21 protein-coding genes are annotated in these 20,945 nt (G+C 69.2%); 14 read left to right on the top strand and 7 right to left on the bottom strand.

What is annotated here, in order from left to right:
- The first annotated feature begins 101 nt into the window (after positions 1-101).
- Together O9344_RS11080 and O9344_RS11075 are read left to right on the top strand one after the other, a co-directional pair.
- Positions 102-902 carry a DUF2189 domain-containing protein gene (locus tag O9344_RS11080; protein ID WP_298476640.1) on the top strand — a complete coding sequence of 267 codons (801 nt, stop codon included), beginning with the start codon at positions 102-104 and terminating at the stop codon, positions 900-902.
- 100 nt (positions 903-1,002) lie between these two features.
- Positions 1,003-2,061: an ABC transporter substrate-binding protein gene (locus tag O9344_RS11075; RefSeq protein WP_298476637.1), complete on the top strand. Its 1,059-nt coding sequence runs from the start codon at positions 1,003-1,005 to the stop codon at positions 2,059-2,061.
- 17 nt (positions 2,062-2,078) lie between these two features.
- On the opposite strand, the gene O9344_RS11070 is transcribed toward O9344_RS11075, so the two are convergent.
- The gene (locus O9344_RS11070) at positions 2,079-3,005 is read right to left on the bottom strand and encodes a polysaccharide deacetylase family protein (protein WP_298476634.1); all 927 of its coding nucleotides are present in this window, start codon (positions 3,003-3,005) and stop codon (positions 2,079-2,081) included.
- Between the two features lie 169 nt (positions 3,006-3,174).
- On the opposite strand from O9344_RS11070, the gene O9344_RS11065 reads away from it, so the two are divergent.
- Both O9344_RS11065 and O9344_RS11060 read left to right on the top strand, forming a co-directional pair.
- Complete coding sequence (locus O9344_RS11065; protein ID WP_298476630.1) at positions 3,175-4,146, top strand: D-2-hydroxyacid dehydrogenase; 972 nt, start codon at positions 3,175-3,177, stop codon at positions 4,144-4,146.
- Between the two features lie 93 nt (positions 4,147-4,239).
- The gene (locus O9344_RS11060; protein WP_298476627.1) at positions 4,240-5,157 is read left to right on the top strand and encodes a hypothetical protein; all 918 of its coding nucleotides are present in this window, start codon (positions 4,240-4,242) and stop codon (positions 5,155-5,157) included.
- Positions 5,158-5,170: 13 nt separating this feature from the next.
- Here the strand turns inward: O9344_RS11060 and O9344_RS11055 are convergent, their stop codons facing one another.
- Positions 5,171-5,680: a YHS domain-containing (seleno)protein gene (locus tag O9344_RS11055; protein WP_298476625.1), complete on the bottom strand. Its 510-nt coding sequence runs from the start codon at positions 5,678-5,680 to the stop codon at positions 5,171-5,173.
- A 178-nt stretch (positions 5,681-5,858) separates the two neighbouring features.
- Between O9344_RS11055 and O9344_RS11050 the strand changes: the two genes are divergently transcribed.
- Both O9344_RS11050 and O9344_RS11045 read left to right on the top strand, forming a co-directional pair.
- The gene (locus O9344_RS11050) at positions 5,859-6,449 is read left to right on the top strand and encodes a DUF1134 domain-containing protein (protein ID WP_298476622.1); all 591 of its coding nucleotides are present in this window, start codon (positions 5,859-5,861) and stop codon (positions 6,447-6,449) included.
- Between the two features lie 112 nt (positions 6,450-6,561).
- Positions 6,562-7,953 carry a hypothetical protein gene (locus tag O9344_RS11045; protein WP_298476619.1) on the top strand — a complete coding sequence of 464 codons (1,392 nt, stop codon included), beginning with the start codon at positions 6,562-6,564 and terminating at the stop codon, positions 7,951-7,953.
- A gap of 18 nt (positions 7,954-7,971) precedes the next feature.
- On the opposite strand, the gene O9344_RS11040 is transcribed toward O9344_RS11045, so the two are convergent.
- The 3 genes from O9344_RS11040 to O9344_RS11030 form a co-directional block, all read right to left on the bottom strand.
- Positions 7,972-8,178, bottom strand: coding sequence for a DUF1127 domain-containing protein (locus tag O9344_RS11040; protein ID WP_298476616.1), 207 nt, complete (start codon positions 8,176-8,178; stop codon positions 7,972-7,974).
- 154 nt (positions 8,179-8,332) lie between these two features.
- Positions 8,333-8,758, bottom strand: a complete 426-nt coding sequence (gene phaP / locus O9344_RS11035) for a TIGR01841 family phasin (protein WP_298476613.1) — start codon at positions 8,756-8,758, stop codon at positions 8,333-8,335.
- A gap of 91 nt (positions 8,759-8,849) precedes the next feature.
- Complete coding sequence (locus O9344_RS11030) at positions 8,850-10,139, bottom strand: DUF445 family protein (protein WP_298476610.1); 1,290 nt, start codon at positions 10,137-10,139, stop codon at positions 8,850-8,852.
- A gap of 209 nt (positions 10,140-10,348) precedes the next feature.
- Here O9344_RS11030 and O9344_RS11025 point away from each other — a divergent pair, with 209 nt between their 5' ends.
- Complete coding sequence (locus O9344_RS11025) at positions 10,349-10,858, top strand: hypothetical protein (protein WP_298476607.1); 510 nt, start codon at positions 10,349-10,351, stop codon at positions 10,856-10,858.
- An 81-nt stretch (positions 10,859-10,939) separates the two neighbouring features.
- On the opposite strand, the gene O9344_RS11020 is transcribed toward O9344_RS11025, so the two are convergent.
- Positions 10,940-11,485 carry a GNAT family N-acetyltransferase gene (locus tag O9344_RS11020; protein ID WP_298476604.1) on the bottom strand — a complete coding sequence of 182 codons (546 nt, stop codon included), beginning with the start codon at positions 11,483-11,485 and terminating at the stop codon, positions 10,940-10,942.
- 137 nt (positions 11,486-11,622) lie between these two features.
- Positions 11,623-15,138, bottom strand: coding sequence for a hypothetical protein (locus O9344_RS11015; protein ID WP_298476601.1), 3,516 nt, complete (start codon positions 15,136-15,138; stop codon positions 11,623-11,625).
- Positions 15,139-15,511: 373 nt separating this feature from the next.
- On the opposite strand from O9344_RS11015, the gene O9344_RS11010 reads away from it, so the two are divergent.
- The 7 genes from O9344_RS11010 (at position 15,512) to O9344_RS10980 (ending at position 20,940) form a co-directional block, all read left to right on the top strand.
- Positions 15,512-15,952 carry a MerR family DNA-binding transcriptional regulator gene (locus O9344_RS11010; RefSeq protein ID WP_298476598.1) on the top strand — a complete coding sequence of 147 codons (441 nt, stop codon included), beginning with the start codon at positions 15,512-15,514 and terminating at the stop codon, positions 15,950-15,952.
- A 139-nt stretch (positions 15,953-16,091) separates the two neighbouring features.
- Entirely contained in the window at positions 16,092-17,372 is a 1,281-nt protein-coding gene (serA, locus tag O9344_RS11005; protein ID WP_298476595.1) for a phosphoglycerate dehydrogenase, read from the top strand.
- A 118-nt stretch (positions 17,373-17,490) separates the two neighbouring features.
- Positions 17,491-17,688, top strand: a complete 198-nt coding sequence (locus tag O9344_RS11000) for a DUF4089 domain-containing protein (protein ID WP_298476593.1) — start codon at positions 17,491-17,493, stop codon at positions 17,686-17,688.
- Between the two features lie 2 nt (positions 17,689-17,690).
- The gene (locus O9344_RS10995) at positions 17,691-19,085 is read left to right on the top strand and encodes an AtzE family amidohydrolase (protein WP_298476590.1); all 1,395 of its coding nucleotides are present in this window, start codon (positions 17,691-17,693) and stop codon (positions 19,083-19,085) included.
- A gap of 112 nt (positions 19,086-19,197) precedes the next feature.
- Complete coding sequence (locus tag O9344_RS10990; RefSeq protein WP_298476587.1) at positions 19,198-19,326, top strand: hypothetical protein; 129 nt, start codon at positions 19,198-19,200, stop codon at positions 19,324-19,326.
- Positions 19,327-19,352: 26 nt separating this feature from the next.
- Positions 19,353-19,742, top strand: a complete 390-nt coding sequence (gene hpxZ, locus O9344_RS10985; protein WP_298476584.1) for an oxalurate catabolism protein HpxZ — start codon at positions 19,353-19,355, stop codon at positions 19,740-19,742.
- A gap of 112 nt (positions 19,743-19,854) precedes the next feature.
- Positions 19,855-20,940 carry an alcohol dehydrogenase gene (locus O9344_RS10980; protein ID WP_298476581.1) on the top strand — a complete coding sequence of 362 codons (1,086 nt, stop codon included), beginning with the start codon at positions 19,855-19,857 and terminating at the stop codon, positions 20,938-20,940.
- Positions 20,941-20,945 lie beyond the last annotated feature (5 nt).

Genomic DNA, 20,945 nt, shown 5'->3' with positions numbered 1-20,945 from the left:
GAGACTTGACGGCGCGGCCCGCCGCGCCAACCCTGCACCATCCCCCGACCGCCGCCGGCCTCGATGCCGGCGGGAGAACCATGCTTTCGGGGAGCCCTGCCATGACCGATGTGAACGACGCCGCCGCGCTGCCGCGCCCGCCTGAGCCGATGGTGCGTGCCGCGACCATCGACGACATCAAGGCGGCGCTGGAAGCCGGCTGGGCCGACCTGAAGGCCGCACCGCTCTTCGGCCTGTTCTTCGGCGGGATCTATTGCCTCGGGGGCCTCGCGCTCATCATCTTGCCCGCCCGCTTCGGCTATGCCTGGGCGGTCTTTCCGCTCGCCGCCGGTTTCGCGCTGATCGGGCCCTTCGTCGCCGTGGGCCTCTATGAGGTGTCGCGGTTGCGGGAGCAGGGCATCACGCCGACCTGGGGCGCGGTGCTCGCCACGGTGTGGCGGCAGGGCGGGCGGGAGCTTTCCTGGCTCGCCTTCCTCACCATCTTCGTCTTCATCATCTGGATGTACCAGGTGCGGATGCTCTACGCGCTGTTCTTCGGCTTCGCGAGCCTCGATCCGGTTCTCTTCGCCAAGGCGCTGTTCCTCACCTCCGACGGCTGGACCTTCCTCGCCATTGGCACCTGGGTGGGGGCCTGCATGGCGTTGTTCACCTTCACCATCACCGTCGTCTCCTTCCCGCTGCTCCTTGACCGCGAGAACGACGTGGTGACGGCGATCATCACCTCGGTGCGGGCAGTGCAGGCGAGCCCGCAGGTCATGTTGGGATGGGGCGCCATCACCGCCGTGACGATGTTCCTCGCCATGGCGCCGCTCTTCGCCGGGCTGCTCATCGTCCTGCCGCTCTGGGGACACGCGACCTGGCACCTCTATCGGCGGCTCGTCACCTTTCCACCAGCGGGCTGAGGACCGCGACAAGCTGTCTGCCCCATATGGCAAAGTTCTTGCGTGAAAGGCTCCGTGACATCCCGGCCGCATCGCGGCCCCACGAGCGGAGCCAAGACCCATGACCATCGGCAAGACCTCCCGCCCCATGCTCACGCGGCGCGGCGCCACGGCAGGCCTCGGCCTCGCTCTCTTCGCCCCGGCGGTGCGCGCGCAGACGCTGACGCCGATCAAGTTCACCCTGGGCTGGAAGACCCAGGGGTCCGACGCCCCCTATTTCGTCGCCCGCGACAAGGGCTATTTCCGCGCCGCCGGCCTCGATGTGACCATCGACCAGGGCGAGGGCTCGGGCGCGACCGTCACCCGCATCATGGGCGGTGCCTATGATGCAGGCTTCGGCGACATCAATGCGATCATTCAGAATGCATCGACGCGGCCGGCCGACGCCCCGGTCATGGTCTACCAGATGTGGAACCAGCCGCCCTTCGCCTTCGTGGCGAAGAAGTCCTCCGGCATCGCCACGATCAAGGACCTCGAGGGCAAGAAGCTCGGCGGCGCCCCGGGCACCCCGACGACGCGCCTGCTGCCGGTCTTCGCCCGCGCCAACAATCTCGACCTGTCGAAGCTGACCGTCACCAGCATGGCGCCGAACCTGCAGGAGCCCATGCTCATCCAGGGCCAGATCGATGCGGCTCTGGTCTTCAACATCACCAGCTACTTCAACCTGGTGCTGAACCGGCAGGATCCCGACAAGGATTTCGTCTGGTTCGCCTTTGGCGATTACGGACTCGACCTCTATTCCAACGGCATGATGGTCTCGCAGAAGCTGATCCGCGAGAATCCGCAGGCCGTGGCCGGCCTCGTGCGCGCCGTGAACCGCGCCAATCTTGAGGTTGCGGGCGACCAGGAAATGGGCATGGCGGCGGTCCGCAACTATGACGGCCTCGTCAACATTCCCGTCGAGAAGCGTCGGCTGCAATACGCCTTCGACAAGCTCATCGTCTCCCCGGAGCTCAAGGAGATCGGCGCCGGCGACGTGAAGGACGACCGCCTCGCCCGCGCCATCGGCATGGTGGTCACCGGCTACGAGCTGCCGCGCGCGCCCTCGCCGGCCGAGGTGTTCAACCGCTCGTTCCTGCCGGCGCGCGCCGAGCGCGAGATGAGCTACCGGATGACCTGAATGCGACAGCGGGGGGCTCAGGCCCCCCGCGATCCCGGGATGATGCCCTCGGGCAGCGTCGCGACGTGGGTCGCGATGGCCCCGGCCGTGGTGACCCAGACCTCGTCGCGCCGCGCCACGATATGGGCCAGAGCCCGGCGCAGCTGGCGCAGGCGATAGGGCTGGCCGACGATGTAAGGATGCAGCGCGATGCCCATGACCAGCGGCATGGCCTTCGACTGCTCCAGCATCTCGTCGAACTGGTCGATGATCATGTCGGCAAACTGGCTCGCCGAATCCTTGCGCGCGACGATGGCCGGGATGTCGTTCAATTCCTGCGGATAGGGCAGGGAGAGGATGCGCCCGTTGTTGCGGGTTGCGAACCAGATGGGCTGATCGTCCTGGCACCAGTCGAGGAGGTAGGTGTAGCCGGCTTCCGCTAGGAGGTCGGGCGTCACGTGGCTCTGTGAGATCCAGGGACCGAGCCAGCCCTTCGGCGCCTTGCCCTCGGCGGCGGTGATCACCGCCGCCGTCTCCTCGATCAGGGTTTTCTCGCCGGCCTCGTCGAGAATGCCCTGGCGCTCGGAATTGGTGCGGCCGTGGCCGAGGATTTCGTCCCCTCGCGCGCGCAAGGCCTCCATCACCTCCGGGCAATAGGCGTAGATCGAAGAATTCACCAGAACCGAGCTCGGCAGGCAGAGCTGGTCGAAGAGCTCGATCATCCGCCAGACGCCGACGCGATTGCCATAGTCGCGCCACGCGTAGTTCAGCACGTCAGGCTGCGGGCCGCCGGGGGCGAGTTCGGCGCCGAGGCCGGTGCCGAAGGCGAAATGCTCGAGGTTCACCCCGAGATAGACGGCGAGGCGCTTGCCCCCCGGCCAGTCATAGACGGGGCGCTTGGTGATGGCGCTGTAGGCATAGCGGCCGTGGCTCGGCAGGACGGGCGGTGCGGACGTGTCGGACATGGTGGGCGTTGCTCATGGGGCGGGCATGTCCCGCGGGGCGCATGAGGCTAGCAAGGCCTATGCCGCCATGGGTATCGCTCTCGCGTCGCATGGGGCGGGCGCGCCGCGCCCCATTGCCTTGGCGGCCGCGATGGGGAAGATCGGCGCCTTCGTCGCCCCAGGACCCGCCATGACCGCGCTGCCCCCGCTCTCCGACATCACCATCGGCTTCGGCCATTCGGCCTACCAGCTGGGCGCGGAATTCGCGCGGCGCAACACCGGCATCCGCTTCGAGGAGTTCCGCTCCGCCGCCGATTTCCACGCGCGGATCGATGCCTTCGACGTGGTCTGCGTCTCGGCCTTCTGGCGCAATGCGCCGATCGAGAAGGCCGGCAAGCTTAAGTTCATCCAGTCGGTCAGCGCCGGCATCGACGTCTTCGGTCTCGACGCGTTGAAGGCGCGCGGCATTCGCCTCGCGAGCGCTCAAGGGGCCAATGCCATCGCGGTGGCCGAGCACGCCATGGGCCTGACCCTCGCGCTGTCGCGCATGATCCACACCGCGCGCGACAACCAGGCGCGCAAGCACTGGCGCGGGATGATCTCCGACCCTCGCGCGCGCGAGGACGAACTCGCCGGCAAAACCATGCTCATCATCGGCCTCGGCGGCATTGGCGGGCGGCTCGCGCGCTTTGCCAAGGCCTTCGACATGCGCGTCGTCGGCCTGAAGCGCGACACCTCGGTGAAGGTCGACAATGTCGATGCCCTCGTCGGCCCGGCCGACCTCGAGCGGGCGCTGGGCGAGGCCGACATCGTCGTGCTGACCTGCCCGCTCACCCCCGAGACGGAAGGCCTCATCAACGCGCAGCGGCTCAAGGCGATGAAGCCGACGGCGCATCTCATCAACTGTGCCCGCGGCAAGGTCGTCGACGAGGACGCGCTGATCGCGGCGTTGAAGGCCAACACCATCGCCGCGGCCGGCCTCGACGTGACCCGCGAGGAGCCTCTTCCGGAGGCCTCGCCCCTCTGGACCATGGAAAACGTGCTCATCACCCCGCATACGGGCGGCGAGACAGCCTCCTATGAGCGGCGGGTGGTCGACCTCCTCGTGGAGAACCTCGGCCGCCTTTCCCGCGGCGAGCCGCTGAAGAACGGCATCGTCTGACGTCGTCCCGACCAGCTTAGCCGGATTGTCATTCAGCCGGGATGAGCGCCCAATTCCCCGATGATTCGCGGTGAACTCGTTCGTTCGGGGAGGATGGCGCTTGCCAGTCTGGCAGCGGCTCTCGTCATGCTCGCCGGCGTGCTTCCCGCCCTCGGCCAAGCGACGACGACCCTCAGCTTCCAGCTGCCCGGCGGCAATCGGACTGCGCTGATGGTCGACCACGCCCAGGGACGGCGGGCACCTGTCGTCCTCGTCCTGCATGACGAGAACGGCAGCCCGGAGCAGATCCGCCGCTACTTCACCTGGGATGAGGTTGGTGGGCGCGAGAAGCTCATCGTCGTCTATCCGCAGGGCGTGCGCGGTGCCTGGAACGACGGGCGACCCAAGGACGGCCGCCGCTTCAACCCGCTGGCGCGGGTGGACGACGTCGCCTTCATCCGCACCCTGCTCTCCGAACTGGAGACGCGCGGCCGGCTCGACCGGCGCCGCGTCTATGTCGTCGGCGTCGGCGGCGGCGGTGACATGGTCCACCGGCTGCTCTGCGAGGCAGGCGACCTCTTCGCCGCCGGCGCGCCGCTGCTCGCCTCGCTGTCGATCATCTGGGCGCGGTCATGCCCCGCGCCGGCTGTGCCTGTCGTGATGGTGGCTGGCACCGAGGACCGCATCACGCCCTTCGTCGGGCGCGGCTCCGGGTCCGATCCGGATAGCGCGATGGTCTCGATCGCCGACACGCTCGCCTTCTATCGGGCCCGCAACGGCTGCACCGGCACGGGCGAGCGGGCGCTCCCGGATCAGGACGGCACGGACAATTCCCGCATCACCATCCTCGAAGGCACCGGATGCCGGCACGCGACTCGGCTCTACCGGGTCGATGGCGGTGGCCATCACACGCCAACGCGCGTGGAGCGCCGCATGCGGCCGGTGGTCGGCGCCATGCTCGGCCAGGCGAACCACGACATGGAGACGGACGAGGAGATCTGGGCCTTCTTCGCCGACAAGCGGCGACCGTGACCTGCGGGACCCGTCAGGGGACGAGCTGCGCCTTGACCTGAGCCCAATGGCCCTCGGCGCGCTGGATCGCTTCCGCCGGGCTGGTCATGAACAGCGCCCGGTTGGACTCGGAATGGAAGACATAGAGGCGCTGGTTGTGCACCAGCCAGACGCCGGGATGACCGGGGGTCGGCACGCCCGTGCCAATGGCGACGGGATCATAGCCGCCGTAGCGCGGCTCGTAGACGGAGGGATCCTGCATGAAGGCGTCGCGGTTGCCCTCGTTGCTGAAGCGCCAGGTGGCGCCAGCCCAGGACAGTTCGAAAGCCGCGGTGCCCTCGCGCGGCTCGCTTTCGGTGAAATAGGCAACCGGATCATAGCCATAGATGGCAAGGCCGGTGAGGCGGTCGGTGACCACGCGCTCGGTGGTCGCGGCGCGGCTCTCGTCACCGGTCATGCCGACGACCAGGGCGACGCCCGCATAAAGACCGGTCACCGCGAGGGTGAGGAGCAGGGGACGAAGGAACTGCCTCATCACTGACATGTTTGGTCCCGAATCTTGCACTCCGACACCACCGGACCATGCCGGCGGAGGGTAACCGGAGTCTTACCGCGCGTGCTGAAATCCGCGTCTGGTGACCAAATGGTTACCATCGCCGGTCTAGTCTGGAGGCAGTCCGTTCCGCCATCCGCAGAACCGCGGAGACATTCGAGAGGTCATCATGCGCCGCCCCGCTTCCCTCGACCGCCGCACCCTCCTCGCCGGCCTCGGAGCCAGCCTCGTCGCCGGTCCCGCCGTCGCCCAGCGCTCCTATGATTCGCAGTCGCCGAGCACGTTCTCGGGCAACGAGGTCCTCGGCGCTGGCCACCGCTTCTTCGGTGGCACCAGCCGCGGCCTCGCCAATCTCATCGAGCGCGCCACCCAGCAGTGGGGCCGTCCGAGCGCCTATATTCTCGGGCAGGAGGGTTCCGGCGCCTTCGTCGCGGGCCTGCGCTACGGCGAGGGCATGCTCTACACCAAGGGCGGCAGCGACGCGAAAGTCTACTGGCAGGGCCCGTCGCTCGGCTTCGATTTTGGCGGCGATGGCGCCCGCACCATGATGCTGGCCTACCGGGTCCGCGACGTCCGCGACCTCGAGCGCCGTTTCATCGGCATTGACGGCTCGGCCTATCTTGTGGGCGGCCTTGGCATGACGGCGCTCGGCGCCGACAACATGCTGGTCGTGCCGATCCGCACCGGGGTCGGCGCCCGCCTCGGCGTCAACGGCGGTTACCTCAAGTTCACCGCCCGGCCGACCTGGAACCCCTTCTGATCGGGAGCGGCGCGACGGAACGCCTTGTGTTCCGCCCTGCCGTCTCGGCCCTTCCCGCGGCGCTGCGCCCATGGCAGAAGAGTGCACCGGCCGTCACAGGAGGCGCTGAGCCGTGACCATCGAGACCGCCATGGTCTTCGTCCTGGGCTTCGTCGTCGCCGGCCTCCTGGCGCTGGCGCTGATGGGCGCCGTGTGGCAGCGCGCGGTGCGGCTCACGACGCGGCGCGTCCAGGCGGCCATGCCGCTGTCCATGGCCGAGATCAAGGCCGAGAAGGATCAGGTGAGGGCGGAAGGCGCGCTGCGCATCCGCCAGGCCGAGATCGAGGCCGAACGTCAGCGCGAGGCGGCGAACCGCCACCTCATCGATCTTGCCCGGCGCACCGAGACTATCCGCGACCTCGAAGCCGAACTCGACAGTCGCGCCGCGCGGATCACCGAGCGGGAGGCCGAGGTGAGCCGGCTCGAGGGGGTCATCGGCGAGGCGCGGGAGACCATCGCAGCCAAATCCGCGGAGATCGCCACCGCCATTGAGACCATCGCCACCCGCGATGCTTCCCTCGCCGCGCTGACCGCCGAGCACAAGGCCAAGATCGCCGAGAGTGACGCGCAGCGGGTGGAGATCGTGGCGCTGCGCACCCAGGGCGACAACCAGCGCAACCAGATCGCCGCGCTGACGGCCGAACTCGCCTCCGCCAACAGCGATCTTGCCGCCCATCGCCTCACCTATGCCGAGACATCGAACCTCCTGACCGGAGAGCGCCAGCGCATCGCCGATCTGCAGGCGCAGCTGAAGCGCGAGCAGGAGGAGGTCGCGGGCTTGCGGGCGGACCTCGCCGCGCGCGGCCGGGAGCTCGCCGAGACCTCGACACGGCTCACCGCCGAAGCGCGCGCTGCGTCCGAGCGGGCCGCCGAGGTGAAGCGCCTCGCCGCAGCGCTCGCCGCGGAAGAGGCCAAGGTCGCCAAGCTGGTCGAGGAGCGGCAGCGGCTGGAGGCGGCTGTCGCGGCTGAAATCGAACGGGCCACCCGCGAGCAGACCGCCCGCGATGCGGCCGAGCGCGGCGTCGCCCGGATCGAGGCCGAGCGCGATCGCCTTGCCCGCGACATCCAGGCGGTGCGGGAGGATGCTGCCGAGACGGCGCGGCGGCTCCAGCTCGCTGCCGAGACGGCCATTGCCGAGAAGAACATGCTGGAAGGCTCGCTCGCCAAGGTGCGCGAGGACCGGACACGGATCCAGCGGCAGGTCTCGTCTCTCACCAAGGCGGCCGAGACGACCCTGGCGCGCGAGGCGCGCCAGGCCGAGGACCTGCGCGCCCGCATCGATGATGTCGCCATCGAGGTGGCGCGGGTCACGGCCATGCTCGAAGGCCCGGATTCCCGGATCGACGAGATTCTCGCGGCCGTGCCCGGGTCGGGCGGTCGTCGCCGGCGGGCCGGCGAGCTTTCGCTCGCCGACCGCATCCGCGCGGCGCTCGATGCCAGCCGGGGCAAACAGGCAGCGGAGTGACCGCCGCCCGCGGGCCGATCAGCGGCCGAGACGCACCACCCGGTCGATGTCGGAACGGGAAATGCCCATATCCTTGAGCAGCGCCGGGTTGAGGTCCCGCAGCTCGTTGGAGGCGTGACGGGCCCGGATCTCGCGGAGGAGATTGGTGAAGCCGGTCGCGATGCGATCGGCCAGAAGCGAGAGAGTGGAAGTCGGCTTGGAAGCCGAGGTTGCGACGTAGGACATGGCAAAACTCCGAGGGTTTGGATGGCGGCCATGTACACGCGGTGCGTGTCAGGCGTGCCGTTCGAGCCCTTGGGTCGCGTTTCAAACGTCACAGGTTCAATGACCGCGCGGATTTTTCTCGCGCGGCCGCAGATGGCGGAGGTCTTCAGGCGGCTCAGGCCTTGCGCTGGAAAGCCTGGCGGATCTCCTCGAAGCTCTCCTGCATCCGGTCGTGGATGACGCGGACAGCCTCACTGTTCGACTTCTGCACGAGCTCGGCGAGATCGCGCGTGTTCTTCACCGCGGCCTCCATGGCACGCCGGGCGAAGTCGGCCTGTGCCGCCATCATCTCCTGGGGGCTGCCGGGCATCTTGAACGCTTGCGCGGCCTCCTGGATGTCCTTCACCGCGGTTTCCATGATCTCGCGCTGCTTGGCGGCGACGGCGGTGGCGCCCTCGGCGGCGGCCTTGCCACTGGCGGCGAGTGCCTCAAGATTCTTGCGGTGATGGGCCAAGATCGGTTCCAGCGCGACGGCCGGGACCTTCAGGTCTTCGCCGAGCTTCTTGAACATGTCGAGGAAGGGCTGGGGATTAGGCGTCATAAGGCAACTCCATCGGTCATGGCAAAGCGGGGAACGACGCCGGGAATGCCTGCCCGGGCGGTAGCGACGCTAGGCCTCACCGGTGACCACATCAAGACGCGCGGATCAGCACCTCGATCGTGTGCAGGACGAGGCCGGCGAGGCCGCCGATCAGCGTGCCGTTGAGGCGGATGTACTGGAGGTCGCGCCCGACGTTCAGCTCGATCAACCGGATGAGCTGCTGCATGTTCCAAGCCTTGACCTGGTCGGCGATGAAACGCGAGGCGCCGCTCTTCTGCTGCTCCACCAGGGTGGAGAGCGTGACGACGAAACCGTCGTTCATCTCCGCCTTGAGCCGGGGATCGGTGGCGAGCTTCTCGCCGACATGGCTGAGGATCAGGGTGATCTGGGCCTCGATGCGGGAGTCGGGCGATGCGGCGTCGCGCTCGACATAGTCGACGAGGTTGCGCCAGAGCGTCTGGGCAAGGTCGCGCACCTCCTGCCGGCCGAGAATGTCCTGCTTCAGCTTCTCGGCGCGGGCCTCGTAATCCGGGCTGTCGCGCAGGCTGGTGATGAAGTTCTCGACGAAGCGGTCGAATTCCAGCCGCAGCGCGTGGTCGGGATCGGTGCGCACCTCGTCGAGGAAGCTGGCGGTGGATTTCAGGATGCGGCTGAGCAGATAGGCGTCCGCCTTGAACAGGTTGAAGAGAGTGGGCAGCTCCTGGCGGATCTTGTCGCGGATACCGTCGACGGTGGACTGGTCGGCCAGGATGCGCTCCACCGCATCAATTACCTCGTCCAGAAGCCTCTGGTGGCGGCGGTCCTCGGTGACGGCGCCGAGGAGCTTCGCCGCCAGCGGGCCGAGCTTCAGCGCGGCGAGCTGGTCGGTGAGCCGCTCGGCGAGGAACTCCTTCATGCGCGACTGGTCCATGCCGGCGACCGCCTGCGGCAGCAGGTTGACGACGAAGCGGGACAGGCTGGCGCTCTTGGCGGGATCGGCGAGCCATGCGGCGATCATCGAGGCGAAATCGACCTCGCGGAGCTTTGCGCCGACCGGGCCGGGGGCGAGGAAGTTGGTCTCGACGAACTTGCCGAGGCTGTCGGCGATGCGGGACTGGTTCTTCTGGATGATGGCCGTATGGGGGATCGGCAGGCCCATGGGATGGCGGAACAGCGCGACCACGGCGTACCAGTCGGCGAGCCCGCCGATGGTCGCGGCTTCGGCGAAGGCGGCGATGAAGCCGAAGGCGGGATGGCGATGCTCCAGCGCCTTGGCGATGACCATGACGGTGACGCTGGTGAGCAGCAGCAGCGTCGCCAGACGCTTGGCGCGGGTGAGAGCGGCCTGTTTCTCGCGCTCGCGCTGGGCGGCGTCGGTCTCGGCGGTCTGGTCCGGCGCCATGATCGGCCATCTCCTTCGGGGCTTATCGTCCTGAGATAGGCGCAACGCTCCGGCGCAGGAAGGGTTCGCATCCACGGCCCGGGCCCTGCAGGCATTGTGCGTCGCAGCATGTATGTTGCAATGCACAATGAAATGGGCTACATGAATCTCATCCGCTGGGCCGAAACCGGACGGCGGACCATGGCTCACACACGAGAATGGAGACAGAGATGTTCGACCAGACCTTCAAGACCGCCGCCGACACCGCCCTCGGCCAGATGAAGCAGGCCTTTGCCGCCTTCGGCACCGCGCCGGGCACCATGACCCCGCCGCCCGCCCTCAAGGATTTCGCCGTCCGCGCCGCCGATGCGGCCAAGGCCGGCCTTGCCGAGGCCGAGACCGCCTCGCTGACCGTCGCCGCCAAGGCCGAGAAGGCTGCCGTCGCCGCTGCCGGCACCGGTGCCGAGTTCATGCGTGACGCCTTCGCTGGCGCCGTGGCCAATGCCACCCTCGTCATCGACGCGACCCGCGACGTGCTCGCCGCCCCCAGCCTCCAGGCTGCCGTCGAGCGCCAGGTCGCCTTCGTCCAGACGTTCGGCGACGACAATCGCGCACGTGCCGAGGCGACGTTCGCCAAGCTGCGCGGCCTTGCCACCGACGGCGCCGAGACGCTGCGCACCGAGGCCGAGGCCATCGTGACCAAGGCCGCCAAGGCGACGAAGGCCGCCAAGGCCGCCTGACGGACCCACTGTTCCCCCCATGAGAAAGCCCGCCGGAGCGATCCGGCGGGCTTTTCTGCGTCATCGGGGCGATGCGAAGGTTCAGACGGCCGCGGCGTAGCGCTCGAAAGGCAGCGTCGATGCACGGCGGGCGGCCGAGACCTTGCCGTGGCTAACGGCGAGGCCGATCAGGCCAACCACTTCGCCAGCCTCGAAGGTGAAGCGCGCACCGAACTTGCGGGCCAGCGCCCGCATGGCGCGGTTGCCGGCGGTGGAGGTGATGCGCAGCTCCGGGAAGCGCGAATAGCGCGCGGCGGCGATGACGACCTCGAACAGGCGGCTGCCGATGCCGGACTGGCGGAAGGTCGGCTCGACCGAGAAGGCGATGTCCGCGGGTTCGCCACGCGCGGGTGCATGGAGTTCCGCCGCGCCGCGGACGATGCCCTCGGCGTCGATGAAGGCGAACACGCGGGTGCGGCCTGCGAAACAGCGCGCCGCATAGTCGCGGATGAAATGGTCGCCGGCGACGCCGTTGAAACGCTCGCGACGGCCTTCGGCGTCGAGCCGCAGGAGGTGCTCGCGATGAAGGTCGGCGTCGCGGCCGGACAGTTCGCGGATGGTGCCGAGCTCGTTCGTGGCCCGTGCCATGGTGATCTCCTCGTGAATCAGGATCCCGAGGCGTTCACATCCCTAGAGGCACGGATATTGTGCAGTGCAGCATGATTGTCAATGGCGGCCCGCTCACCATGCCGTGACGCGTCCCGGCATGGCCTGAAGGTGCGGTGTCAGCGGGTCGACTGGGCGCGGCGCGGGGCGGGGCGCGCCGGCTGGGCGGGATCGGCCGGGGCATCGCTCCACTCGGCGGGCGCTGCGACGCGCACCGCCTGGTCCGGCTCAGTCTTTGCGGAGAAGGTCTGCACCGCGAGGCGCGCCGCGACCAGGGTCTGGGCGTCGATGCGGGCGGCGACCTCGTCGCGCTTCTTGCCGGCGTCCTGGTCGCCGCCGGCGGCGGCGAGGGCGAACCACTTGTAGCTCTCGGCGAGGCTCTGCTCGACGCCGAGGCCCCGGGCATAGAGGATGCCGAGATTGTACTGGCTGTCGGCGACACCATGCTCGGCGGCGCGACGGAACCAGGTGGCAGCAGCGCGGTAGTCCGGGCGCTGGGTGATCTGACCCTGGGCGTACATGACCGCGAGGTTATGCATGGCCTTGGCGTTGCCGGCCTCGCCCGAGCGCTCGTAGAGGCGGCGGGCACGCTCGAAATCGCGCAGCACGCCGGTGCCCTTCTCATAGAGGCTGCCGAGGCGGTACTGGGCCGGTACGACACCGGCATCCGCGGCGCGCTGGTACCACCTTGCCGCCTCGCTGGCGCTGACGGCGACGCCGCGGCCCTCGAGATAGCGGGTGCCGAGTTCGAACGCGGCGATCGGATCGCCCGCATCGGCGGCGGCCTTCAGGGCCGGCGGGATGGTGACCGGACGCCCCGTGCGGGTGTCGATGGGCTGCCAGCCCGAGGGCGACAGCGTCGTGCCGGCGCCGGTCGGCGGGGTCCGCGCGACGGAGCCGGTGGTCTCCGGCGCGGTTTCGGCGGCCGGCGGTGTTGGCGCGGGGTCCGCAGCCGGCGTCGCCTCGGCCGGCGCGGAGGTGATCGTGGCAGCCGCCGGTGCGGGCGCTGCGGCCGGAGCCGTGGCGGCGGGAGCCTCGCCGGCGGCGCGGGGCGCTGTGACCTGCTGCTGGCCGGTGGCGTCGATGAGGCTGCGGATCTTCGGCATGGTGGCGATGCCGGCGGCGAGCACCAGCAGTGCCGCGGCGATGCCCATGAGCAGAGTCTTGCGGTTCACCGAAACGACCGGGCGCTCGGCAGCGTCGATCGCGATCACAGGCTCGGCAGCCGGTGCGGCGGCCGGAGCGGCAGCCTGGACGGTCTCTACCTCGGGTTCGACCTTTGCCGCAGCAGCTTTGCTGCCCATGCCGGGCAGGCGGAAGCGGGGCTCCTTGGCGGGAGTTGCCTCGTCGGTCGGCACGGCCTTGGCACCGCCGCGGAAGCGGGCAAGAAAGCCAGCCTTCGCCGGGGCATCGGCACTATTGTCGCGCTGGGTCGGCTCGGCCGCGGCGGCCTTGGCGGCGCGGCGGGCGGCAGCGATGAAATCGGTCTTGGTCGCGCTGGCGGACTGGGTCGCGCCGGCCGCGGGCGGGCGGACACGCGGTGCCCCTGAGCCTGGCTCAAGCGGCAGGTCGACGCTGCCCGGCGGACGCGACGGGGCGCCCTGGCGGGCGACCGGAGAGGCGGCGCGCTCGGCGACGACGGGCGTTGCGGCCCGGCGATCGGTGGCGGGCTCAGTGCGGGCCGTGGAGGGAGCAGGCTCGGCCGCAGCGGGCGCGGCGGTCGGCTCAATCTCGGCGATGCGGCGGGCGACCCGCTCGAAGGTCTGCTGGACGGCATCGACGGTCTGGGCGGCCGGGGCGGCATCCAGCGCCTCGCGGGCGCGGCGGACTTCGGCGATCTCCCGTCGCAGCGCCTCGATCTCGCCCTCGGAGGGCGCAGCACCGGCATTCGCGGCGGCAACCGCCTGGCGAGCGGCACGTTCGGCGGCCTCCACGGCGCTCGCCCGCATCTCCTCCATCTGCACGAAGAGATCGGACAGGCCGCGCTCGATGGTGCCGAGTTGGGCGAAGCGACCGTCCGCGGCGTCGATCTTGGCGGCGAGGCTGAGAATGTGGCGCTCGATCTCGGCAAGAGCCTTCGGATCGTCCGGACGCGTGTGGCTGTCTTCCAGCTTGTCGGCGAGGCGACGCAGCGCCTCCTCGAGCTGGGGATTGGAGGCAGCAGGCACCGCGGGACGCGGCGCAGCGGCCAGGCGGTCGGCGATCTCGTCGATCCGCGCCTCGATGGCGGCGGTGATGGCCGTGACGTCGCTGGCGGGAGCGGGGCGGGCGCGCTCCTCGGCTATTTCGTGGGCCATGTCGTCGATGCGGCGGCCGAGCGCCGCGATCTGAGCGCCCAGCGCATCGACCACGTCGCGGCTCACCGTATCGGCGAGCATGGAGCGAATGGCAAAGGTTTCGTCGGCAAGGCGGGCGACCTGGGCCTGGCTCATGCCGCGGGCGGAGAGGTCGTCGATGCGCCGCGACATGTCGCGCAGCTCCTCGGCGATGCCCTCGGCCGGCATGAGACGGGAGATGGTGCGCTCGAACTCGCCGATGAGGTCCTGCAGCGGCTCCGCTGGCAGGCCTTTGGCGCGGATCTCGTGCAGGCGGTCGGCGAGGGCGTGGACCTCGGCTTCCAGCGACTCGACGGCGCGCCGGGGGGCGAGGTCGGCGAGTTGCTCGGCCATGGCGGCGATGTCGGCGCGAAGGCCGGCCACCGCATGGTCGTGCTGGCCGGTTTCACGCGCGGCGAGTTCGCGGCGCATCTGCTCGATGCGGCCGGACAGGCTGCGGATCTCGCCGTGGAGCCCGTCGCTGACGGGGGCTGCGAGGGTGTCGATGCGCTGCGACAGGCGTCCGATCTCGCCGGCAAGCTGGGCATCTGCCGGCTTCGCCGCCGGGCGGGCCTGGGCGAGCACCGTGTCGATCTGCCGCGACAAGGCGTCCAGCCGGTTGGCGATCGGGCTGAGGTCGAGGGTGATCGGCTGGGCCGGGGCGAGTGGCGGGGCCGCGATGGTCACCGGCGGCGGCGCCGCCGCCACAGCCGGAGCGCCACGGCTGCCCGCGAGCGCATGCTGGCGCGCCGCGATCTCGGCCATGGAGGAATCGATGTCACCGCGCAGGCCGCGACGGGCGGCCGGCGGCTCGATGGGCTGCCGGCGCGGTGCCGGCATGTCGAGATTGCGGATCGACCGGGCGATGGCGTCGAGTTCGGCGCTGTGGTCCTGGCGCGGGGCCGCCTGCGGGAGAGGGGCAGCCATGCCCGGCGTTGCAGCCGGGCGCGAGCCGATGCGCTCAACCGCCTCGATGGCGGCGGCCGACCGGCGCTCGGAAATCTCGGCCAGCCGCGCCACCGCGTCGAGGGCACGGACGATGTCCGTCTGGTCGGTGCGGGCGACGGAGGCAGCGGGGATGGCGGTTGCGCTCTCGCGGCGCGTCACCGCGTCGAGACGCTGGGAAATCGACTCAAGCCGGCGGGTGACCGTGGCGAGGCCGCTGTCCTGGTCTTCCGGCGCAGCGTCGGCGGCCTGTTCGGCGATGACCGTGTTCAGCCATTCGCCAAGCGACATGCCCGAGCGCCGGGCGGCCTCTTTCGCGGCCTCCTTAGCGTCCTGATCGACGCCTTTCACGCTCCAGGGGATCGTGTGTCGCATGCCGGGTCCACACTTGGCGAAACAGACGTCACGGCCGCCGTGCTGGACGGCTGGTTCCGTTCGGGGCATTCTCGGTGGCGAATCCTTGGGTGCCGCCGCAGCACGACCCACGTGCAATCTCGGTCCTCATGGTAAATGGAGCGTTAACGGAAAAATTTCGGCGTCCGGGAAACACACGTTAACCGTTAAACCGCTGGTAAGTGTTTGTAGGCCTAGCTGTCTGCGTACGTCGCCTTATCCTAACGGTAACTAACGTATCGGCATGGCCCCAAAGGGTGGATTCGGACCCGTCGCGTCGGCTAACGTGGTCCCTTCATCGCTTGTGGTTTCCTCGCCCGCGAGGACGGAGCAGATTATGGAACGGAAGTCCTTCATGACCCGCAACGACGACGACGTCTTTTGGATCGAAGACGACGCCGAGGCCGCCAAGTCCGGTCCGGCCGTCTACACGATCGGCGACCTCGCCCGTGAGTTTGACGTCACCCTCCGCGCCCTGCGCTTCTACGAGGACAAGGGCCTGCTCTCGCCGCGCCGCGAGGGTCTCGCCCGCCTCTACAGCGCGGCCGACCGCGTTCGTCTGCAGCTGATCCTTAAGGGCAAGCGCCTCGGCTTCACCCTTGCCGAGATCGCCGAGATGATCGAGGCCCATGAGCGCAACGATGCCGGCCCCGACCAGCAGCTCAAGCTGTCGCGCGAGAAGTGCCTCGAGCAGATCGCCCATCTCGAGCAGCAGAAGCGCGAGATCGAAGAGGCGATCATCGAACTGAAGCGCACGCACGACACGCTCACCCAGATGATCGACCGCACGCGGTGATCGCTCCCGCGGGAGCCGCACCAGCGGCTCCCGGCGTGCGGTACGGCCTGCCCTTGTCCGCAAGAGCGGCCTCGCCCTTGCCCCGACGCCCGCTTCCTGTCATGCCGTGGCGCCTCGACCGCCGCTGACGGAACTCCCCATGCCCTCGTCCAAGAAAACCGCCGCGCCTGGCGCAAAGGCCGCGCTGTCGCTGTCGAAGGATCGGATCAAGATCCTCCTGCTCGAGGGCATTTCCGACACCGCGGTGAACGTCCTCAAAACCGCTGGCTACACCAATATCGAGCGGCTGCCCAAGGCGCTGGACGGTGCGGCTCTGACCAAGGCGATCCGCGGCGTCCATCTGCTTGGCATCCGCTCGCGCACCCAGATCACGCCGGAGATCCTCGCCGCTGCCGACCGGCTCATCGCCATTGGCTGTTTTTCGGTTGGCACCAACCAGGTCGATCTCGTCGCGGCCAACCGTGCGGGCGTGCCGGTCTTCAACGCGCCCTTCTCCAACACCCGGTCGGTGGCCGAACTGACGATTGCCGAGATCGTCATGCTAATGCGGCGCATCTTCCCCAAATCCACAGCCGCCCATGCGGGGGCCTGGGACAAGTCGGCCATCGACAGTTCCGAGGTGCGCGGCAAGACGCTCGGCATCGTCGGATACGGCAATATCGGCTCGCAGCTCGCCGTGCTGGCCGAGGCCATGGGCATGCGGGTCATCTATTTCGATCACACCGACAAACTGCGCCACGGCAATGTGGAACCGGCGGAGGACCTGCTGGATCTCCTCGGTCGCTCGGACGTCATCTCGCTGCATCTGCCGGAGACGCCGGCGACGCAGGGCATGATCGGAGCGCGCGAGATCGCCGCCATGAAGAAGGGCGCCTATCTCATCAACAATGCCCGCGGCACGGTGTTGGACCTTGACGCACTGGCGGCAGCGCTGAAATCCGGCCATCTGCGCGGCGCTGCCGTCGACGTCTTCCCGGTCGAGCCTTCGTCCAATGCCGATCCCTTCGTGACCCCGATCCAGGGCCTCGACAACGTCATCCTCACGCCGCATGTCGGCGGCTCGACGGAAGAGGCGCAGGAGCGGATCGGCGCGGAGGTCGCGCGCAAGTTCGTCGAGTATTCCGACGTCGGTTCGACCACCGGCGCGGTGAATTTCCCGCAGGTGCAGCTGCCGGTGCGGCCCGCCGGCACCCGCTTCATCCAGGTGCAGCGCAACCTGCCGGGCGAACTCCGCCGCCTCAACGACGTCTTCGCCGCCCGCAGCATCAACATTGCCGCGCAGTATTACCAGACCGACGGCGAGATCGGTTACGTGGTGCTGGAGGCCGATGGCGCGGTGCCGGAGGCGGAAGCCATCCTCGACCAGATCCGCGACCTGCCCGGCACGATCCGCGCGCGCCTGCTCTATCGCGGGCATTGACGCCCACCGGGCGGGGCGTGGCCCCGCTCTTGCTCCCCTGTATGCAACGGCGATGTCGCGCCGGCCTTGTGCCTGTTTTCAAGGCATATGACGCATGCTTGCAGGCAGGGAGGGCGCAATGTCAGCTTCGGAACCCACGGCCGAGGAGGCCGAGCGCCTGATCGATGCCATGGCGCCGCTGATGGGGCTTGAGGTCACCGAGACCTATCGGCCCGGCGTCGTTCTCAACCTGCAGATCGCGCTTCGCCTCGCCGCCCTCGTCGCCAGCGCCGATCTCGGCGATCATGACGAGCCCGCGCCCGTGTTCGAGGCGTGACCATGGACGACCTGACCCAGCTCTCCGCCACCGCCATCGCCGCGGGTGTGCGTTCCGGGACCTTCTCCGCCCGCGCCGTCGCCGAGGCCCATCTCGTCCGCATCGCCACCCATGACGGGAAGGTCGGGGCCTTCACGGCGGTCACCACGGAGCGGGCGCTTGCCGAGGCCGATGCGGTCGATGCGAAGATCCGCGGCGGCGCGCCGGTTGGGCCGCTCGCCGGCGTGCCCTATGCGGTGAAGAACCTCTTCGACATCGCGGGGATGCCGACGGTCGCGGGCTCCAAGATCAACCGCGACCACCCGCCGGCCCCGCGCGATGCGGCGCTGATCGAGAAGCTCGCCGCCGCCGATGCCGTCCTGCTCGGCGCGCTCAACATGGGCGAATATGCCTATGACTTCACCGGTGAGAATGCCCATGATGGGCCCTCGCGCAATCCGCATGACCTGACCCGCATGACGGGCGGCTCGTCCGGTGGGTCCGGCGCAGCGCCCGCCGCCGGTTTCGTGCCGGTGGCGCTCGGCTCGGACACCAATGGCTCCATCCGCGTGCCCGCGTCGCTCTGCGGCTTGTTCGGCCTGAAACCGACCTTCGGGCGGCTGTCGCGGGCGCGGTCCTTTCCCTTCGTCACCAGCCTCGACCATCTGGGGCCGCTCGGCCGGTCCACCGCCGACATCGCCGCCTTCTACGATGCCATGCGCGGCCACGACCCGGATGACCCGGTCTCGCAGGATCGGCCCGCACCGCCGCTGACGCCCGAGGTCGAGCGCGGCATCGGCGGACTGCGCGTCGCCCGCGCCACCGGCTATTTCGACCAGATGCAGACGGAGGCTGCCCGCGCCGCCACGGCACGGGTCGCCGACGCGCTCGGCGCTGGGACGGTCGAGATCCCGAACGTCGCTGCCGCCCGCGCTGCCGCCTTCGTCATCACCTGCTCGGAGGGCGGGGCGCTGCATCTCGACCGGCTGAGGACCCGCGCCGGCGATTTCGACCCTGACACCCGTGACCGGTTGATCGCCGGGGCGCTGCTGCCGGCTGTCCATGTCCACCGCGCCCAGCGGCTGCGCCGCACCTACCGTGCCGCCGTGCTCGAACTCTTCCGCGACGTGGACGTGATCCTCGCGCCCTCCACGCCGACGCCGGCGCCTGCGCTTGGGCAGAAGGTCTTCGACCTCGACGGCAAGTCCATGCCGGTGCGGGCCAATCTCGGCCTGTTCACGCAGCCCTTCTCCTTCATCGGCCTGCCGGTGGTGAGCGTGCCCGTCTGGACCGCGGGCGAGGCCTTGCCGATCGGCGTCCAGGTCATTGCTGCACCGTGGCGCGAGGACGTGGCCGTGCGGGTTGCCGCCCATCTGGAGCGCGAAGGCGTCGTCGCCTCGCGGATCGCCCGGCTGTGACCGCGCTTAACGGAGCGTTCACCACGATGGGGACGATTGTCTTCAAAGGCGCGCGACCAAGGGGACCCTTGCCGTCGCGGGGCGTTGTCCTCCCATATCCGGGGAGGATGTCATGCGTGTCCTGGTCTTCGCCACGGTTCTCGTCACCGCCTGCGCGGTTGCCGCCATTGTCGCCGCTGCCGATCCGGCGGCGGGCCTCAACCTGATCCACCCGGCGCTGGCGGCGGGGAGCCATCCCTGACCGCGGCGCCCCTTCCGGAGCCTGCCATGGTCATCAACGACCCAGAAGTCCACGCCGAGGTGAGCGCCGCCTTCGCCATTTACGAGAAGGCCCTCACCACCAACGATGTCGACACGCTCGACGCGCTGTTCTGGAACGCGCCGCAGACCATCCGCTACGGCGTCACCGAGAACCTCTACGGCTTCGGCGAGATCGCCGCCTTCCGCGCCGGGCGCTCGCCCATGGGCCTCGAGCGCACGCTGGACCGCACGGTCATCACCACCTATGGCCGGGACATGGCGACTGCCTCGACCCTGTTCCGCCGGGCCAGCATGGGACCTGAGAAGATCGGCCGGCAGATGCAGACCTGGGCGCGGATGCCCGAGGGCTGGCGCGTCGTCGCCGCCCATGTGAGCGTCATCGCCACCCCGGCCTGAGCGTGCAGGGCGGCTCGGCCCTTCGGCACATTGTCTCACCTGCAACGCGTGGTAGCGTCCCCTCCATCGCAGTGACGCCCGGGCAACGGGCGCGGCCGAACGGAGGACAGCCATGGACGGTTTCACGCAGGCCCGCACCACCCATTCCTGGCGGCTGAACGTCTCCTGCGAGCCGCTGGTGCTGACCGAGGAGCCGCGTCCCGTGCCGAAGGGCCGGGAAGTGCTGATGAAGGTCAGCCATTGCGGCGTCTGCCACTCGGACATCCACATCCGCGAGGGCAAGTACAATATCGGCGGCGGCAAGGTGCTGAACCTCTCCGACCGCGGCCTCAAGCTGCCGCTGACCCTTGGCCACGAGATCCTCGGCACGGTCGAGGCGGTCGGGCCCGAGGTCACCAGCGTGAAGCCGGGTGACCGGCGGCTCCTCCACACCTGGATCGGCTGCGGCGACTGCGCGCTCTGCAAGTCGGGCGACGAGAACCTCTGCGCCCAGCCGCAATTCCTCGGCGTCCAGGCGCGCGGCGGCTTCGCCGAGCATGTGCTGGTGCGCGACGAAGACTTCCTCGTCGATGTCGAGGGTCTCGATCCGGCGCTGGCCGCCACCTATGCCTGTTCGGGCGTCACGGTGTTCAGCGCCGTCAACAAGATCCGCCCGCATCGCGAGGGCGAGAAGATCGCCGTCTTCGGCATTGGCGGCCTCGGTCAGACGGCGCTTCAGCTGCTGAAAGCCCTCGGCATGGGCCCGGTGATCGCCGTCGATCCCTCGCCCGAGAAGCGGAAGATCGCCGAGAGCATCGGCGTCGCCGCGACGCTCGACCCCAACGCGCCGGATGCGGCGAAGCAGCTTGCCGCTTTCGGCGAGGGTAAGCTCGCCTCCGCCCTCGACTTCGTCGGTGCCGAGGGCACGACGACGCTTGCCATCAACGCCCTGCGCAAGGGCGGCCAGCTCGTCATCGTCGGTCTCTATGGCGGCGAGCTGCGCTATCCGCTGCCCTTCATCCCTATGCGGGCCATCTCCATCCGCGGCTCCTATGTCGGCTCGCTGAAGGAGCTCAAGGAGTTCATCGACCTGGTGCGCAAGGTGAAGCTGCCGGCGATCCCGATCGAGAAGCGCCCGATGAGCCAGGTGAACGCGGCGCTGCACGACCTCGAGGCCGGCAAGGTCGCCGGACGCATCGTGCTGGAAGCGACGGCCTGACGGTC

Source organism: Phreatobacter sp., from assembly GCF_027532945.1.
GTDB lineage: Bacteria > Pseudomonadota > Alphaproteobacteria > Rhizobiales > Phreatobacteraceae > Phreatobacter.
Note: the sequence above shows the minus strand (reverse complement) of the source record. Positions and strands in the feature narration are given on the sequence as shown.

What these genes read in the sequence shown, in the direction of transcription:
- O9344_RS11055 (WP_298476625.1), bottom strand. Translation starts at nt 5,680, where the DNA reads ATGTCAGTGATGAGGCAGTTCCTTCGTCCCCTGCTCCTCACCCTCGCG.
- O9344_RS11040 (WP_298476616.1), bottom strand. Translation starts at nt 8,178, where the DNA reads ATGTCCTACGTCGCAACCTCGGCTTCCAAGCCGACTTCCACTCTCTCG.
- phaP (WP_298476613.1), bottom strand. Translation starts at nt 8,758, where the DNA reads ATGACGCCTAATCCCCAGCCCTTCCTCGACATGTTCAAGAAGCTCGGC.
- O9344_RS11015 (WP_298476601.1), bottom strand. Translation starts at nt 15,138, where the DNA reads ATGCGACACACGATCCCCTGGAGCGTGAAAGGCGTCGATCAGGACGCT.
- O9344_RS11070 (WP_298476634.1), bottom strand. Translation starts at nt 3,005, where the DNA reads ATGTCCGACACGTCCGCACCGCCCGTCCTGCCGAGCCACGGCCGCTAT.
- O9344_RS11080 (WP_298476640.1), top strand. Translation starts at nt 102, where the DNA reads ATGACCGATGTGAACGACGCCGCCGCGCTGCCGCGCCCGCCTGAGCCG.
- O9344_RS11020 (WP_298476604.1), bottom strand. Translation starts at nt 11,485, where the DNA reads ATGGCACGGGCCACGAACGAGCTCGGCACCATCCGCGAACTGTCCGGC.
- O9344_RS10980 (WP_298476581.1), top strand. Translation starts at nt 19,855, where the DNA reads ATGGACGGTTTCACGCAGGCCCGCACCACCCATTCCTGGCGGCTGAAC.
- O9344_RS11000 (WP_298476593.1), top strand. Translation starts at nt 17,491, where the DNA reads ATGTCAGCTTCGGAACCCACGGCCGAGGAGGCCGAGCGCCTGATCGAT.
- O9344_RS11025 (WP_298476607.1), top strand. Translation starts at nt 10,349, where the DNA reads ATGTTCGACCAGACCTTCAAGACCGCCGCCGACACCGCCCTCGGCCAG.
- serA (WP_298476595.1), top strand. Translation starts at nt 16,092, where the DNA reads ATGCCCTCGTCCAAGAAAACCGCCGCGCCTGGCGCAAAGGCCGCGCTG.
- O9344_RS10990 (WP_298476587.1), top strand. Translation starts at nt 19,198, where the DNA reads ATGCGTGTCCTGGTCTTCGCCACGGTTCTCGTCACCGCCTGCGCGGTT.
- O9344_RS11030 (WP_298476610.1), bottom strand. Translation starts at nt 10,139, where the DNA reads ATGGCGCCGGACCAGACCGCCGAGACCGACGCCGCCCAGCGCGAGCGC.
- O9344_RS11065 (WP_298476630.1), top strand. Translation starts at nt 3,175, where the DNA reads ATGACCGCGCTGCCCCCGCTCTCCGACATCACCATCGGCTTCGGCCAT.
- O9344_RS11050 (WP_298476622.1), top strand. Translation starts at nt 5,859, where the DNA reads ATGCGCCGCCCCGCTTCCCTCGACCGCCGCACCCTCCTCGCCGGCCTC.
- O9344_RS11010 (WP_298476598.1), top strand. Translation starts at nt 15,512, where the DNA reads ATGACCCGCAACGACGACGACGTCTTTTGGATCGAAGACGACGCCGAG.
- hpxZ (WP_298476584.1), top strand. Translation starts at nt 19,353, where the DNA reads ATGGTCATCAACGACCCAGAAGTCCACGCCGAGGTGAGCGCCGCCTTC.
- O9344_RS11075 (WP_298476637.1), top strand. Translation starts at nt 1,003, where the DNA reads ATGACCATCGGCAAGACCTCCCGCCCCATGCTCACGCGGCGCGGCGCC.
- O9344_RS10995 (WP_298476590.1), top strand. Translation starts at nt 17,691, where the DNA reads ATGGACGACCTGACCCAGCTCTCCGCCACCGCCATCGCCGCGGGTGTG.
- O9344_RS11060 (WP_298476627.1), top strand. Translation starts at nt 4,240, where the DNA reads ATGGCGCTTGCCAGTCTGGCAGCGGCTCTCGTCATGCTCGCCGGCGTG.